We start from the raw sequence: 16,448 nt of genomic DNA on the forward strand, positions 1-16,448 counted from the left end.
TCGGGAGGTGTGTTTGTATTGCCTTTGCCGGCCTCATCGTCGGAACGCCGCCCGGAGCAAGCTCGCTCCCACAAGGGATCGGTTTACACAAAACCAAATGTGGGAGCGAGCTTGCTCCGGGCGGCGTTCCGACGATGGGGCCAGAGCAAACACCACAAAAATCAGGCCTCGGGCAAAAACATCTCCCGGCTCAACCCATGTCGCTGCATCTTTTCATTGAAGGTCCGGCGCGGCAGCTGCAGTTCTTCGAGCACCGCTTTCACATCGCCCTTGTGTCGGGTCAGCGCGGCACGCAGGCATTGCGCTTCGAACGCTTCCTGCTGCGCTGCCAGTGACTGGCCGGGCTCGATGCCCAAGGGCTCCGGCTCACCCAAGCCCAATACCTGACGCTCGGCGACGTTCGCCAGTTCGCGCACATTGCCCGGCCAGTCGTGGCTCAGCAGGTGACTCAACTGTGCGCCGCTCAACGGTGGAAATTTACGTCCCAGCCGTTCGGCGGCGTTTTGGGCAAACGATTCGAACAGCAGCGGAATGTCTTCACGGCGTTCGCGCAAGGGCGGCAGGCGTAGTTCTGCGACGTTCAAACGATAGGCCAGGTCTTCGCGAAAACGTCCGGCCCGCGCTTCGTCGAGCAGGTCCGGTTTGGTCGCGGCGATGATGCGCAGATCCACGCGGATGCTCTGGTTCGAACCCAGTCGTTCAAGCTTTTGCTCTTGCAACACCCGCAGCAATTTCACTTGTTGGGCCAAGGGCATGCTTTCGATTTCATCGAGAAACAGCGTGCCGCCGTCGGCGTACTCCAGTTTGCCAATGCGCTTGCCGGACGCCCCGGTGAACGCGCCGCTCTCGTGACCGAACAGCTCGGCCTCGAACAATTGCTCGGGGATGGCCGCGCAGTTGAGTGCGACAAAGGGCTTGTCGGCCCGCGGTCCGAAGTCGTGCAGGCAACGGGCGACCAGTTCCTTGCCGCTGCCGGTTTCACCGCGGATCAATACGTTGACCGGCAGCGCCGCCAGATCGAGAACCTGCCGACGCAGGTTTTGCAGGCCACGGGACACGCCGAGCAACGTGGCATCCAGCTTGGCGCGGTTGTCCGCCTGTTCGTGCAGCGCGCGGTTTTCCAGCACCAGCCGACGCTTGTCGAGGGCGCGGCGCAGGCTGCCGAGCAGGGTTTCCGGGCTGAAGGGCTTTTCGAGGAAATCGTAGGCACCGTCGCGCATGGCCTCGACGGCCATCGGTACATCGCCGTGTCCGGTCAGGAGGATCACCGGCAAATCGGCATCCCGGCGTTGTACTTCGGCCAGCAGTTCCAGGCCGCTCATGCCGGGCATGCGCACATCGCTGAGAATCACCCCGGCAAAATGCCTGGGCAATTGCGCCAGGCATTCATCGGCGCGGCTGAACAGCTGCACCTCGAAACCCGACAGGCTCAACCATTGCTCGACGGCACTGCGGATGCTGCTTTCGTCGTCGACCACGATCACTGAGTTCAGCATGCTGCATGCACCTCCAGGTCGATGGGCAAGGTCAGGGTAAACACGGCACCTTTGTCATGATTGCCGGCACTCAGGCGACCGCCGGATTCGTGAACGATGGCAAACGATACGGCCAAACCGATCCCCAGGCCTTCGCCCACCGGTTTGGTGGTGAAGAACGGATCGAAGACCTTGGACAGGTTCTCTTCGGCGATGCCGCCACCGTTGTCGATCACGCTCAGGCGCCACAATTGCTCGTCGGCTTCGAGGCGGATTTCCAGGCGTTTGCAGGGTTTGTCCTGCATCGCATCGAGGGCGTTGCGCAGCAGATTGATCAGCACCTGTTCCAGGCGAATCGCATCGCCACGCACCCAGGCCGGGCGGGTCAAATGCAGCACGGTGCTGACTTGTTCGTCGCGCAGCCGGGTGTCGAGCAGTTGCAGCGACTGATCCACCACCGCCGCCAGGTCCAGGCGTTCGCGCAAACCGCTGGGGCTTTTGCGGGCGAAGGTTTTCAGATGGCCGGTGAGGGCGGCCATGCGCGTGAGCATTTCATCCACCGGTTTGAGCGCCTTGTAGGCGTCGTCGACGCGGCCATGGTCAAGCAGCAGGCGCAAGGTTGCCAACTGCATGCGTTGGGCGGTGAGCGGCTGGTTGATTTCGTGGGCCAGGGCGGCGGACATCTGCCCCAGTGCCGCGAGTTTGGCCGATTGCACCAGGCCTTCCTGGGCGGTGCGCAGGTCGCGGGTGCGTTCTTCTACCAGTCGTTCGAGTTCTTCGCGACTGCGCTGGCGCATTTTCGCCAGGCGCCAGCGTTGGTTGAGAAACAGCAACAGGAACACCAGGGTCAGCCACAAGCCGGCCGCGGCAAGCGCGGCGTTGCGGCTGTCTTCGAAGGCGACCTGCGGGCGACGCAGCAGGTGCAGGGTCCAGCCCTCGGTGCTCAGCGGCAGGGATTCCCACAGGTAATCCGCCTTGCCGTCCGGGCCGTCGACCCGAGCCAGGTCACTGTTGTCGTCGAAGCGCCGCAACGATTGAAATTCGAGTGGCGTCAGCGGCTGCTTATCGTATTGGCGGGTGGTCTTGAGCTCGGCATGATCGCTGTCGCTCAGCGGCTTGAGCAGGCGATAGCGCCAGCCCGGCTGGTTGGCGATGAAGATGATCCCGCGTGCGTCGCTGACCAGCAGCGTGTCGCTGCCCTGACGCCACTCGCGCTCCAGTTCGGGAAACTCCAGTTTCACCACCATGGCGCCGAGGAACTGGCCGCCATCATCGCTGACTGCGCTGGAGAGGAAGTAGCCGGGAATCCCGCTGGTCACGCCCACGGCATAAAAGCGCCCGGTGCCTTGGGTGCGGGTCTGGTTGAAATAAGGGCGGAAACCGTAGTTGTGACCGACATAACTACTGGGCAAACGCCAGTTGCTCGCCGCGATGGCGAGGCCGCTGCGGTCGAGCAATTCCAGGGTCGAGGATTCGGCGGCGCCATTGATCTTTTCCAGTTTGCGGTTCAACGCATCCTGCTGCTCTGGGCTCACCGCCCCCTTGAGCGCCGAGCGCAGTTCCGGGTCCAGCGCCAGCACGGCGGGCAGGGCGCGGTAACGTTCGATCAGGGTATGCAGGGACGTGGCGTACAGCGCCAATTGCTGATTGGCACGGGCCGCGTCTTCGACCATTGACTGGCGCACGGCGTGGCGCATGGCCAGGGTCGCGGCGATGGCGGCGCCGGCGATGATCAATAAGGTGTAAAGCGCCAGGCGTAGGGTTCGGGATGTCGGCAGCATGCAATGAACAACAGGCGAAAATGGGGGAAAGCACCATAGCATGTGAACGGTGATCCACACTCACCGAAACGCCTGCGCCAATGTTTCCCCTTTGGCTCAAATCACCAGCGTGTTCTTGCGCTGCTGCACGGGTGGCGGATCAAACAAGTCGTTCTCATCGAACGCAATGGTGTACCAGATGCGATAGCGTTGTTCCCGGCGCAACGGTTTTTGTTCCGGCGGATTGCCCTGCAACATTTTCTTCGCCAGCACGGTGTGTGTCGGCCGGCCGGCGGCGTCGTAGAACTGCTGGTCGTGGTAACCCGATTCGCGGATCGAGGCGTCGTTGATGTAGCGATAGGCGCTGGCGAAGTAGGGACGATAGATCCGCACGGTTTCGCCTTTGTTGTTGTACTCGACCCGTTCGCTGACCCGCCAGCGTCGGGTCGCCTGTTCTTCCCTGGGCCGGCCGTTTTCGTCGGGTTCCAGTTCGCCTTGGTCGTTCACTACCCAGGCCAGGCCAGGTTCGACCTCCTGCTTGGTTTGCAGGGAACGGCCGAAGCCATCCCAGCAGGCGATGGCCGCGCGGATTTGCAGCTCCGGGTCACCGGGGTAGCGGTCGGCCTGCAGGGTGACGACATGCACCGGTTCGCGATGAGCGTCGTCAAGGTATTGCTGAAGTTGACGCTCGTTCGCCGAAGGATTCTCCAAGCCTTCGAGATGCACGCGAGCCCGGCTGCAAAGGTGGCCGTCGGGCAATACAAAACCTTCGGCGCGGGCCCAGGCCAGCCAGGGCGCGGGCGCTGCCGGGGGGACTTTTCCCATCCAGCTGAAGGGCGCAGAGAAGGTCGCCGTCGCGTAGTTGCCGATGGCGTTGTGTTTGTCGGCGATAGCGCCTGCGGGCGAGCGATCTTCCGGTGGCTGGTAACCGCTGAGCGGGTCGAAACCGACCTCGACGCCCAGTTCCGTGCCATGGAAACTGGTCACCAGCACTTCGCCGAACGCGTTGTAGCGGGCTTCCTGGGTGTTTTGATTGGGGTCGATGATGCCCGCGGGCAGGAACGATCGGTAGTCGATATCGAGGATGCTTGTGGTGCAACCATCCGGCAGGGTGACGGCGGTGCTCAGGCACCAGTGCTCGTCATACGCGACGGTGGTGATGCCATGGCTCTTGGTCTGCTGGAACTTTTCGACGTTATAGAACCCTGCCCGGCCGTGGTAAGTGGGGAAGCTTTTTCGCACGGACCATAGGTAGTTCTTGGCATCGGTCGGGTCTTCGGGGTCACCCGCAGGCGCCAGCGGCAAGAACAGATCCATGATGTGGTAACCGACTTGCGGCGATTCGAGTTTCTCCTTGAGGTTGAACGGCATGTCACCATTTTCGTCCTTGAGCTTGTCATAGGCGCTCAGGGCGGTGGCGTCCAGTTCGGCGGTTTCCTGATAGTCGGGCAGGGCGGTGAAGATCAGGTTATCCGGCTCCAGTAATCCGCCTGTGGCCGGATCCTGATAGCGTTGCAGCGACAAACCGGTCAGCACCGCTTTGGCTGCCCAGGTTCCTTCGTCATCGGCCCATTCCAGAAAGTTTTCGTGGTTGATGTCGACAGGTTCGAGTTCATCCTTTTCCAGGACCAGCGCATTGGCGCGCTGACGATAGGGCAGGCCCAGACGCCAGCCGTCAGGGGCTTCCAAATGCCGATACTCGGCTTTGGCCTCGGTCAGATACCAACATTGCTGTGCTTCGTCGTGGGCGTCCAGCCACCATTTGTTTTCATAGTCTTCATCACTCTCATCGCCGGGCTGATCGACGTGGAAGGGTGGGCTGTCCTTGTCTGTTTTGCGCCGGGCGTAGTGCACGACAAAACCGTGGGTCAGGCTGCCGAACTTGTCCCACGCCAGATTGAGGGTGTGCTGCACCAATGGGTCGTCCGCCACCTGCGGTTCGTATTGGTAGGCAATGCTTTCCAGTGCCAGTGACTGCAACACGGCATAGGGGTGATTCCTGCCTTTGGGGCGCAATTGGCGAATGAGAAAGCGGTTCTCCTGCACGGTATAGGGCACGGCCGTTTCGGGATCGTCGTCGGCGGCAAACACCTCCGAACGCAACACTGAGCCGCTGAGGGTGCGGGCCATCTCACGGGCAAGGTCTTCATCAGGGCTGATCACCCGTCCCGCTGCGTCGCTGAGGTGATACTCGTGCAGCAGCGTCGTGCGCAGCGGCTCTGCGTTCGTGTCACCGTCGTAGTAACCGTCGTCGCGCATGTCGATGGCGCGGCCGGTATGGAACCAGGTTTTACTCAGAATCGGCGCGGTGAAACCCGAGTTGGAACGCTCCGCCGCCGAAGCCTCGGTATCGGTTTGCAACAGCAGGCCGAAACCCCGGAACTCACGTTCGAAACTGTCGTAAAACCCCTGGCGATAGCCGAAGCCCTGGGTCAGTCGATTGCCGGTGATTTCATCGAGCTGGGTCTGCTGGCTCACCAGGTGCATGGCAAACGGCAGATGAGACACCGGGGCTTTGCCTGCTGCAATAAGCTCGGCTTTTTCGTCCAGCCATTCCTGGGCCGAGCTGCGGTAATTCACACCCGTCACGGCCCCCATGTTGTTGTGGCTGGCATTCACCAGATACGGCTTGGCGCTGACAAAATCGTAGCGCCAGTGCCGGGGTTCCATATGTGGCACGGTCAGGATCAGGCTGGAACATCCCAGCCCCTGCAGGTCGGCGATGCTGACCTGGCAGAGGCGGTTGTAACGTACGCCTTGCGGCCACGGCATGTTCACCGAGGTCTCATCGAAGCCTTCCCCGCCATGGTTCATGAACACCCGGAAACCGTCGGACTCCAGGTAGATCAGGTCGACCGCGCCCGAGCCGTCCAGGTCCGCCAGGCGCACTCGCGACGCGTCGAACTCGGCATAGTCGAAGGGCAGGTCGCAGAGCACGAAGCCTTTACCGAACTTTCCGTGACCCAGATTCGGCCAGCATTTGACTTCGTTGTGGCGAATGCGGATCAAGTGCTGCGTGCCGCTGCCCAGTGGGTCGCTGAAGGCCACCAGTTCGGTCTGGGCATTGCTCAACAGCGGCAGCGAGTCGTCGTCATGAGGCACGTTGTCCCCATGGCTGAACCCGACTTCACGACGGCTGGAGTACAGCCGCACGCTACGAGGGCCGATCAAGGCCAGATCGGTCAGACCGTCACCCACCAGATCCGCCAACTGCGCCATGGGATGAAAAAACTCCGTGGGAAACGCTGCATAGGCCACGAAGTTCGACCAGGTTCGGTCGGGATTGAGGGTGAAAAAACCGGACAGGCCAGGACGGGCGATCACCCAGTCGAGCTTGCCGTCGCCGGTCAGGTCGCTGAGGGACTGGCGAATCGGTTTGCTGCTGTCGGCCACGGGAATACCGGGCAATAGCGCCCAGTCGCCATAACTCACGTCATTGCCGCCCGCGTCGGCACGCAGCGGTTCACGGTAGTACCAGGCCTTGTCACTGCTGAACAGCACCCCGGGCATGCCCTCGCCATACAAGTCCACCAATTGATAACGCTGGCCGTCATTGAGACCGGGCATCTGCGGGAACTCGCGGTACCCTTCGCGCTGGGGGTCGAGTTCAAACGGGTTGTAGAAAAACTCCATGGGCGGGCGACTTTCCATCTGTCCCTGATTGTCATAGGCCTGGATGTGGGCAGCAGTCAGATGGTTGTAGCCCAGCGGACTCTGGCGGTGTTCCAACAGCAGGCGCTGGACCAGCACCAGGTCGCTGCCCAGTTCTTCGGCGAACTGATGGAACATCAGGACCTGACGGCACAGGCGTCGGGAACCCAATTCAAACCCGTAGGCGTAGTTCCAGAAGGGGTCCTTGCGCGGTGCCCCCCACTCGCCGCGTTCTATGCCGGGGAGGTCGTAAACCGGCACCTGTGTCAGGTCGGCACTGCGCTCGCCGTAGTCAAACAGCAAATGGAAATGCCAGATCGCGTCTTTCCAGCCATCGGCTTTCCATGCATAAAGATTGGCGTTGGCCTGGGCATTACCGTACAGAACCCGACGCAGGTAACGCTGGCTGCGGTAGTCGCGGAACTGCGGAGCGGCCGGCTCCTCGACTTCCGCCTGGTACAGGTACACCACATGTTCACCGCGCAGGTTCAGGCTTTCATCGATCAGCCAGACACCAACATGGGTTTTGTCTTGTGGATCGGCCCGGCGTGATGCTTCGGTTTTTCCGTAGCAATGCAGGCTGCCATCGGCGCCGTGGATCAGCCAGAAGCTCGCCGGATTGTCGACATCGTCCTCTTTGGTCCAGCGCTCGATCAAATCGAAAGCGCCTTCGACCCGGGGCCAGTAGCGCACGACATGGTGCGTGCCGATCTGAACGCCGTTGTACTCGGATACCGCTTTGGAGATCGGTTTGCCGTCGTCACTCTTCTCGGGCATCCACACGTCACCGCCGGGGCCGACCACCTGATCATTGCCGTCGTACTTCGGCACGCCCTTGGTGGTACGCAGGGTGATCGCGTTGGTGGTCAGCCGCCAGCCAATGCCGAATGGACTGTTGCCGACATCGCTGCTGTAACCCAGGCCCAGGGCCGGGACCAGATCGCGGTTGGGCGCCTTGCTGATCGGCAGCGGCAACTCCAGCGACGCGGCACCACTGGTACCCACCGCTCCCCAGCCCTTGCCGATGCTCTGGATGGCGCCGCCGCCTTTGGGGAGGGCGGGGGCGTTGATGTCGAGGGTGCCCTGCTGTTCAGTCGCCATGGAAGTGTCCGCCGTGACAGAGAATGCATCGAGTGCGTTCAAGCTATCAGCGAGGCTGGCGGCTGTAACCTGTCAGATCTGACAGGTCAACCCGGTATTTTTAGAACAAACGGTGCGCTTGTTTCGGTCTTTGATTACTTTTTTCATGCGTAAAAAAACCGGTCTGCGTTGCCGACAGACCGGTTCTTACTGTGCGATGTCAGTGCTTACTGCACTTCCACCGCCAGGCTTTCACTGATCTTTTTCTGCCAGATGGCGGGACCTGTGATGTGCACCGACTCGCCCTTGCTGTCGACCGCAACGGTCACAGGCATGTCCTTGACGTCGAACTCGTAGATCGCTTCCATGCCCAGTTCGGCGAAAGCGACAACGCGGGACTTCTTGATCGCTTGCGCCACCAGGTAAGCCGCGCCGCCCACCGCCATCAGATAAACGGCCTTGTGGTCCTTGATCGCTTCGATTGCGGTCGGGCCACGCTCGGATTTGCCGATCATGCCCAGCAAACCGGTCTGCTCGAGGATCTGACGGGTGAACTTGTCCATCCGCGTTGCAGTGGTAGGACCTGCCGGGCCGACCACTTCGTCACCGACCGGATCGACCGGGCCGACGTAGTAGATGAAACGACCCTTGAGGTCCACCGGCAGGGTTTCGCCCTTGTTCAGCATCTCGACCATGCGCTTGTGCGCAGCGTCGCGACCGGTGAGCATCTTGCCGTTGAGCAGGACGGTTTCGCCCGGCTTCCAGCTCTGCACTTCTTCCGGGGTCAGGGTGTCGAGGTTGACGCGGCGGGCCGACGGGCCGGCTTCCCAGACGATTTCCGGGTAGGCGTCCAGCGGTGGCGCTTCCAGCGAGGCTGGACCTGTACCGTCGAGCACGAAGTGCGCGTGACGGGTGGCGGCGCAGTTCGGGATCATGCACACCGGCAGGGACGCGGCGTGGGTCGGGTAGTCCATGATCTTCACGTCGAGCACGGTGGTCAGGCCACCGAGGCCCTGGGCACCGATGCCCAGCTGGTTGACCTTCTCGAACAGCTCCAGACGCATTTCTTCGATGCGGTTCTGTGGGCCACGCGCTTTCAGCTCGTGGATGTCGATGGATTCCATCAACACTTCCTTGGCCATGACCGCGGCTTTCTCGGCGGTGCCGCCGATGCCGATGCCGAGCATGCCTGGTGGGCACCAGCCGGCGCCCATTTCCGGAACGGTTTTCAGCACCCAGTCGACGATCGAGTCGGACGGGTTGAGCATGGCCATTTTCGACTTGTTCTCGGAACCGCCGCCCTTGGCCGCCACGTCTACTTCCACGGTGTTACCCGGAACGATGGAGTAGTGGATCACGGCCGGGGTGTTGTCCTTGGTGTTCTTGCGAGCGCCAGCCGGGTCGGCGAGGATCGAGGCACGCAGGACGTTTTCCGGCAGGTTGTAGGCGCGACGTACGCCCTCGTTGATCATGTCGTCCAGGCCCATGGTGGCGCCATCCCAGCGCACGTCCATGCCCACGCGGACAAAAACGGTGACGATACCGGTGTCCTGGCAGATCGGGCGGTGGCCGGTGGCGCACATGCGCGAGTTGATCAGGATCTGTGCCATCGAGTCGCGGGCCGCTGGCGATTCTTCGCGCAGGTAGGCCTCGTGCATCGCCTGGATGAAATCCACGGGGTGGTAATAGGAAATGAACTGCAGGGCGTCGGCAACGCTCTGAATCAGGTCGTCTTGCTTGATCACGGTCATGAGTCGCGCTCCTCTAAAAGACGGGAACATTCAATAAGGTGCTTGCAGCTTGGGTGCATCGGTCGGTTGCAAGCACCTTTCAAGGCACGCCGGGCAATCTGGCGCGACGCTAAAAAGGCGCGGCAGTATAACGCGCATCAAAGGCAGGCACACGCGCCGGCAGTCAATCGTTGGTCGCATGGATTCGCAAAAAGCCCTGGAGCTGGCTTGTCGGGTCGCCGCATCGCAGCGAAAGCGGTGGATCAGTCGCCACCCGTATCGCCTGCGAGAACGCCTTCGCTGGCAAGCCAGCTCCTACAAGAGCAGGGCGTTGCAGCCGTTATCGGCCATCCCGAAAATTGAATGGTCATTTATCGGCCACGCCACTAAAGTGACATGCGGTCTGTAGAGTAGGACGCTCTGTCAGTCTCCTTTCATTCGGTGAATCTACGATTGACCCATAACGCCATCCAGCGCCTGTTGCTCAAACGTTTCGCCCTCGCGGCCGGCACCTATGCCCTGGCATTGCTGTTGCTGTGGCTGGCGTTTTTTACCGGTCACTACGACGCGCCGCTTTCCAGTGTCGTCATCGGCAGCGCGCTGGTGGTGATCAGTCAGGCCACCCTGTTCGCGGTGTTTTACAGCGGCTACAACCTGCGTTTCGCCGACCCCAGCCTGACCGAGGCGCAAGTGTTGCTGGGGCTGGGCTGGCAAACCTGGCTGATCGCCCATCTGGATGAAGCCCGGGGTGCGTTTCTGGTGTTTTACGTGCTGATCCTGCTGTTCGGCCTGTTCCATCTGTCGCGCCGGTCTTTAGTACGCTGCGCGCTGCTGGTGTTCTTCAGTTTCAGTGCGATCACGCTGTGGGAGGGCTACCACTTCCAGCTGCCCGACCCGGCCATGGCGGTGTTGCAGGTCTGTGTGCTGTTCATCGTGTTGGTGTGGCTGGTGCTGTATGCCCGCTATGTGCAGGCCTCGCGACAACGCATGCGCCAGCGACGATTTGCGTTGCAGGCGCACCAGGACACCTTGCGCGGGATGATGCGCCAGCTCGAAGACCTGGTGGCCACCGACGAGCTCACAGGCCTGTTCAATCGCCGGCATTTCCTGAGTCTGGCTTCCCGCGAGTTGAATGCCATGGACGCCGGTGTGGTGCACGGCCTGGCACTGATCGACCTCGACCATTTCAAGCGTATCAACGACCTGCACGGTCATGCCGCCGGCGATCAGGTGTTGCAAGCCTTTGCCGGCGTTGCCACCGCGTGCCTGCGCGAAGGTGACGTTCTGGCCCGCTACGGCGGTGAAGAGTTCGTGGTGCTGCTGCCCGATTGCGATGCCGACAGTTTGACTTCGTGCTGCGAACGGCTGCGCATCGCGTTCACCGATGTCGAGTTGATCGGTCTGAATGTGCGCAACCTCAGCCTGTCCGCCGGCATGACTCTGCTGGAGTTGGGCGACGATCTCGATGACGCCTTGCAACAGGCCGATCAGGCGCTCTATCGCGCCAAACGTGACGGCCGCAACCGATGCGCGGCGGCGTGGGAGAACGTCGATGCCTGAGCTGCGGGTCGGTGAACTTCGCTGGTCGGTGGCGACGGGCAGCAATCTGCTCGACGCGCTGAACCAGAACGGCGTGCCGGTGCCCTACAGTTGCCGGGCCGGCAGTTGTCATGCGTGCCTGGTGCAGTGTGTGCAGGGCTTGCCGAGCGACAGCCGCCCGGATGCCTTGAGTGCACAGCAGCGTGAACAGGGCTGGCGCCTGGCGTGCCAGTGCCAGGTGGTCGAGGACTTGCAGGTGCACGCCTTCGACCCGCAAACCGATGGCCGACCGGCCGAAGTGGCTGCCGTCGATTGGTTGAGCGCCACGGTCCTGCGTCTACGCGTAATCCCCCAGCGACCGTTGCGCTATGACGCCGGCCAGCACCTGGTGTTGTGGGCGGGCAGTGTGGCGCGGCCGTATTCCCTCGCCAGCCTGCCGCAAGAAGACCGCTTTCTGGAGTTCCATCTCGATTGTCGCAAGCCCGGGGAGTTCAGCGATGCCGCCAGGCAATTGCGCATCGGCGATCCGATCCGCCTCGGTGAGCTGCGCGGCGGTGCCTTGCATTACGATCCGGACTGGCACGCCCGGCCATTGTGGTTGATGGCGGCCGGCACCGGGTTGGGGCCATTGTTTGGCGTCTTGCGCGAAGCGCTGCGGCAAGATCACCAAGGTGCCATCCGCGTCATCCACCTGGCCCATGATGCCGATGAGCACTACCTGACCAAACCGCTGCAAGCCATGGCCGCCAGTCGTCCGAACCTGAGTGTCGAACTGTGGACCCCGGCCGAGTTGCCGGCGGCTTTGGCGCAACTGCGGCTTGTTTCGCGGCAAACCCTGGCCTTACTCTGCGGAGCCCCCGACAGTGTCGATGCCTTTGCCCGGCGCCTGTATCTGGCGGGATTGCCGCGCAATCAACTGCTGGCCGATGTATTCCTGCCCCGTGGTTGAGCGCTGACTTTTCAGACGCGAGACCTGCCATGACCGATGCCATCGAAGTTGAACGCGAACGCGGCCTGTTGACCCTGCGCCTGAATCGCCCGGACAAGAAAAACGCCCTGACCCGCGCCATGTACAGCCACTTGGCCGAGGCGTTGAAACTGGCCGACAGCGACCCCGGGATCAACGCCGTGCTGATCACCGGCTCTGCCGAATGTTTTACCGCCGGCAACGACATCGCCGACTTCATCCAGCAACCACCGAACGGCCTCGACAGCCCGGTATTCCGGTTCATGCTCAATCTGCTCGAATGCCGCAAACCGGTGGTCGCCGCCGTGGCTGGCGCGGCGGTGGGTATTGGCACGACGATGTTGCTGCATTGTGACCTGGTCTACGTCAGCCGTGATGCACGCTTGCGTATGCCGTTCGTCAACCTTGGTCTGTGCCCGGAGTTTGGCTCCAGCCTGATCCTGCCGCGCTTGCTCGGGCAGGCCAGGGCGGCGGAGTTGTTGCTGCTCGGTGAGGGTTTCAATGGTGAACAGGCGGCCGCGTGGGGCATTGCGTCCGAAGCCTTGGGCAGTGGCGAAGAAGTCTTGGCCAGGGCGCGGGAGATGGCCTTGCGCTTCGAGTCGCTGCCGCCGGAAGCGGTGCGCATCAGCAAGCAGTTGATGAAGGCGCCGGATCGGGAGTTGATCCGCAAAGTGATAGAGGAAGAGGGTGCTTTGTTTACCCAGCGGTTGCGTTCGCCGGAGGCTTTGGCGGCGTTGACGGGGTTTATCAAGCGGCATTGAGTCTTTCGCTGACTGGGCCGGCCTCATCGCGAGCAAGCTCGCTCCCACAGGTTCCGGAGGCGATCATGTGATTTGTGAACAATACAAAACCCTGTGGGAGCGAGCTTGCTCGCGATGGGGCCGGACTGGACAACACAACTTTCGGATCAGAAAACAAAAAGCCCCGCCATTCACATGGCGGGGCTTTTGTTTTTCAGCAATCTGTCACTCAGACCATCGGATCGCCAACGTGCAGGATCTTCATGCCGTTGGTGCCGCCGGTGGTGTGGTAGCTGTCGCCCTTGGTCAGGATGACCCAGTCGCCTTTCTGTACTACGCCGCGCTTGACCAGCTCGTCGATCGCCTTCTGGCTGACTTCGTTCGGCGCCAGCGAAGCCGGATCGAACGGGATGGTGTACACGCCACGGAACATCGCCGCGCGAGCCTGGGCTTCACGGTGTGGGGTGAACGCGTAGATCGGCACCGAGGAACGGATGCGCGACATGATCAGCGGGGTGTAGCCACTTTCAGTCAGGGCGATGATCGCTTTCACGCCCGGGAAGTGGTTGGCGGTGTACATGGTCGCCAGTGCGATGCTTTCGTCGCAGCGCTCGAACTCTTTACCGATGCGGTGGCTGGAGGTCTTGCTGGTCGGGTGTTTTTCAGCGCCGATGCAGATGCGCGCCATGGCTTGCACCGCTTCCAACGGGTACAGGCCGGCGGCACTTTCGGCCGAGAGCATCACGGCATCGGTGTAGTCGAGCACGGCGTTGGCTACGTCGGACACTTCAGCGCGGGTCGGCATCGGGTTCTGGATCATCGACTCCATCATCTGGGTCGCGACGATCACCGCCTTGTTGTGGCGGCGTGCGTGCAGAATGATCTTTTTCTGGATGCCCACCAGCTCGGCGTCACCGATTTCCACGCCCAGGTCACCCCGTGCAACCATCACTGCGTCGGACGCCTTGATCAGGCCGTCGAGGGTTTCGTCGTCGGCCACGGCTTCGGCGCGTTCGATCTTCGCCACCAGCCAGGCGGTGCCGCCGGCTTCGTCGCGCAATTGACGGGCGTATTCCATGTCGGCGGCGTCACGCGGGAAGGACACCGCGAGGTAATCGACTTCCATTTCCGCAGCGAGCTTGATGTCGGCCTTGTCTTTTTCAGTCAGGGCCGGAGCGGTCAGGCCGCCACCGCGACGGTTGATGCCTTTGTGGTCGGACAGCGGGCCGCCGATGGTCACGGTGCAGTGCAGTTCGGTGGCCGTGGCGGTATCGACGCGCATCACCACGCGACCGTCGTCGAGCAGCAGCTCGTCGCCCACGCCGCAGTCCTTGACCAGGTCCGGGTAGTCGATGCCGACCACTTGCTGGTTGCCTTCGGTCAGAGGATGGCTGGTGGAGAAGGTGAATTGATCACCGATCTTCAGCTCGATCTTCTTGTTGGTGAATTTGGCGATACGGATTTTCGGGCCTTGCAGGTCACCCAGCAGGGCAACGAAGCGGCCGTGCTTGGCGGCGAGGTCACGCACCAGCTTCGCGCGAGCCTTGTGCTCGTCGGGGGTGCCGTGGGAGAAGTTCAGGCGGGCGACGTCCAGGCCAGCCAGAATCAGCTGTTCGAGAACTTCCGGCGAGTTACTGGCCGGGCCAAGGGTAGCGACGATTTTGGTACGACGGACGGACATGCAATGACTCCTGAGTTCAAGCGCTGAGTGAGGCTACTACGCTCCGATGTTGTAGTCATTGTTCGTTTGCACTACTTATTCGCTTGTTTCTTTAACCGAATACTTTCGGTTGCAGGCAGCCTGAAGATTTTCGCTCACGGGTCGATACAGAGCTCAAGACAGGAGAACCCCCATGCGAATCGTGCTCATAGTCGTCCTTGCCCTCAGTGTTGTGGGCTGCACCCGTTGGTCGATGAACCATCATTTGAATAACGCCTACAGCGCCTACGAGCGCGGCAATTGCGAGCAGGTGACGCTCGAACTGTCCAAAGTCGAACGCGACAGCCGCGCGCGGCCTTACGTGTGGCCGGAAGTCTCGATGATGCGCGGCCAGTGCCTGGAACGGCAGAAAATGTTCATCGATGCTGCCCAGACCTACCAATTCATCATCGCTTCGTATCCGCAAAGCGAGTACGCCTACCGCGCCCGCGCGCGTCTGGAAACCCTGCAGAGCCTGGGCCACTACCCGACCCGCAGTGCCGCCGCGGTGCGTCCGACGCAGTTCTGATCGCACGTGTCATCTATAGCTGGCCGGCCGGCGGTGTTGAGCTATAGTCGAATAAACCGGTTTAGAGCCTGGTTTCTAAATCGACGTAACACCTGTGATCGGCAGACGTAAGCGGCAGCGGTTCATGGACTGTCGCACCGGGATCGGGGAGAGCGCGCCCATTGCCTGGCTCTAGTTTGATAAAGGCAGGCCCGTTCCGAAGCATTAGTGCGGTCCTGCTTAAGGGCCTTGCTGGGCGAATTGCGCATGTTCACTGACCGCCGGATCGAGCGGCATCAACTGCCGTATTTTTTGCGAGTGTTCAACAGCGTCACCGATAAACCGATTGGCTTTCTGGGCAACGTCTGCGAAGACGGACTGATGCTCATCAGCCAATGGCCGATGATGATCGGCGCGGACTTCGAATTGCGCCTGAAAATCCCCGCCAGCGACGGCATCTTGCAGGTCATCGATGTGCAGGCGTGTTGCCTGTGGTGCCATGAAGACGAGACTCCCCACCATTACGACGCCGGGTTCAGCCTGCAACGGGCACCGCCGGAGTATGGGCAGTTGGTGGAGGCGTTGAAGCTGTATTTCAGTTTTCTGCCGTTGCCTGCCTCTGCATGACACCGCAAAAGATCGCAGCCTGCGGCAGCTCCTGCGGGACCTGTGTCCATACGCAAAATAGGCGGTGACCACGGTCGATGCAGGAGCTGCCGCAGGCTGCGATCTTTTGATCTTGCTGTTACATCGTCTTGATCGCCAGCTCGTTTTCCAGCGCGTTCTCCACCAGCAACAACTCCGACTCACTCAACTAAAGTAACGGCCAAAGGCAATGCAGTCATTGCCATTGCAAGTAAACAGGCACCGTTTTTCGTTGAAGTACCACTCTGCCTTTCATCGGAACTGTCAACTTTTACAGGTGTTTTGCGCCAACGGGCGGTGTAGCTATAACCGGGTCAAACAACCGACTGTTCCATGATTGGAGATTGGAAAAATGGCCAAGTTACAGGACGATTCGCAACCGCGAGTGGACATCAGCCCGCCTGACGTCATCAGTCCCAAACCCGGTGAAATTTACGATTCCCCCGTGCCTTTCGAACTCCGCCCGGGATCGGGGGGGGGGGGCATTACCCGGCGAAAGCGTTCAAATGCCACATTTATTACACGGGGCCAGAATTCGAAAATCTGTTAGTTGCTGACGCCCGGTTTACACAAACATTGGAGCCGGGGCCTCATGAAGTGCACGTCTGTTCAAAGTGGTGGAGCAGCACAGGCAACGAAACTTCAGAGTGGGTC

At 61.3% G+C, this 16,448-nt stretch carries 10 protein-coding genes; 5 read left to right on the plus strand and 5 right to left on the minus strand.

Going from position 1 to position 16,448, the window contains the following annotated elements:
- Positions 1-161 precede the first annotated feature (161 nt).
- From ACM6IK_RS15740 to ACM6IK_RS15755, 4 genes are all read right to left on the minus strand, one after another.
- Positions 162-1,496: a sigma-54-dependent transcriptional regulator gene (locus ACM6IK_RS15740; RefSeq protein ID WP_414875055.1), complete on the minus strand. Its 1,335-nt coding sequence runs from the start codon at positions 1,494-1,496 to the stop codon at positions 162-164.
- Positions 1,490-3,256 carry a sensor histidine kinase gene (locus ACM6IK_RS15745; RefSeq protein WP_414875056.1) on the minus strand — a complete coding sequence of 589 codons (1,767 nt, stop codon included), beginning with the start codon at positions 3,254-3,256 and terminating at the stop codon, positions 1,490-1,492. The genes ACM6IK_RS15740 and ACM6IK_RS15745 overlap by 7 nt, the downstream gene beginning before the upstream one ends.
- Positions 3,257-3,352: 96 nt before the next feature.
- Positions 3,353-7,987, minus strand: coding sequence for a SpvB/TcaC N-terminal domain-containing protein (locus ACM6IK_RS15750; protein ID WP_414875057.1), 4,635 nt, complete (start codon positions 7,985-7,987; stop codon positions 3,353-3,355).
- Between the two features lie 206 nt (positions 7,988-8,193).
- Positions 8,194-9,717: a fumarate hydratase gene (locus ACM6IK_RS15755; RefSeq protein ID WP_218427023.1), complete on the minus strand. Its 1,524-nt coding sequence runs from the start codon at positions 9,715-9,717 to the stop codon at positions 8,194-8,196.
- A 432-nt stretch (positions 9,718-10,149) separates the two neighbouring features.
- Here ACM6IK_RS15755 and ACM6IK_RS15760 point away from each other — a divergent pair, with 432 nt between their 5' ends.
- From ACM6IK_RS15760 to ACM6IK_RS15770, 3 genes are read left to right on the plus strand one after another with little or no spacing between them, the layout of a single operon-like run.
- Entirely contained in the window at positions 10,150-11,256 is a 1,107-nt protein-coding gene (locus ACM6IK_RS15760; protein ID WP_414875058.1) for a diguanylate cyclase domain-containing protein, read from the plus strand.
- Positions 11,249-12,184 (plus strand): iron-sulfur-binding ferredoxin reductase, encoded by a 936-nt coding sequence (locus tag ACM6IK_RS15765; protein WP_414875059.1) that lies wholly within the window; start codon positions 11,249-11,251, stop codon positions 12,182-12,184. The genes ACM6IK_RS15760 and ACM6IK_RS15765 overlap by 8 nt, the downstream gene beginning before the upstream one ends.
- A 29-nt stretch (positions 12,185-12,213) precedes the next feature.
- Positions 12,214-12,963 (plus strand): enoyl-CoA hydratase-related protein, encoded by a 750-nt coding sequence (locus tag ACM6IK_RS15770; RefSeq protein WP_414875060.1) that lies wholly within the window; start codon positions 12,214-12,216, stop codon positions 12,961-12,963.
- A 208-nt stretch (positions 12,964-13,171) separates the two neighbouring features.
- Here ACM6IK_RS15770 and pyk read toward each other — a convergent pair whose 3' ends face one another.
- A complete protein-coding gene (pyk, locus tag ACM6IK_RS15775) occupies positions 13,172-14,623 on the minus strand; it encodes a pyruvate kinase (protein ID WP_115947377.1) in 1,452 nt (483 codons plus the stop codon).
- Positions 14,624-14,795: 172 nt separating this feature from the next.
- Between pyk and ACM6IK_RS15780 the strand changes: the two genes are divergently transcribed.
- Positions 14,796-15,170 (plus strand): tetratricopeptide repeat protein, encoded by a 375-nt coding sequence (locus ACM6IK_RS15780; RefSeq protein WP_414875061.1) that lies wholly within the window; start codon positions 14,796-14,798, stop codon positions 15,168-15,170.
- Between the two features lie 246 nt (positions 15,171-15,416).
- A complete protein-coding gene (locus tag ACM6IK_RS15785; RefSeq protein WP_414875062.1) occupies positions 15,417-15,776 on the plus strand; it encodes a PilZ domain-containing protein in 360 nt (119 codons plus the stop codon).
- Positions 15,777-16,448: the final 672 nt, after the last annotated feature.

Origin of the sequence: Pseudomonas sp. IT-196MI5, from assembly GCF_949767415.1 — a bacterium.
Classification (GTDB): Bacteria; Pseudomonadota; Gammaproteobacteria; order Pseudomonadales; family Pseudomonadaceae; genus Aquipseudomonas.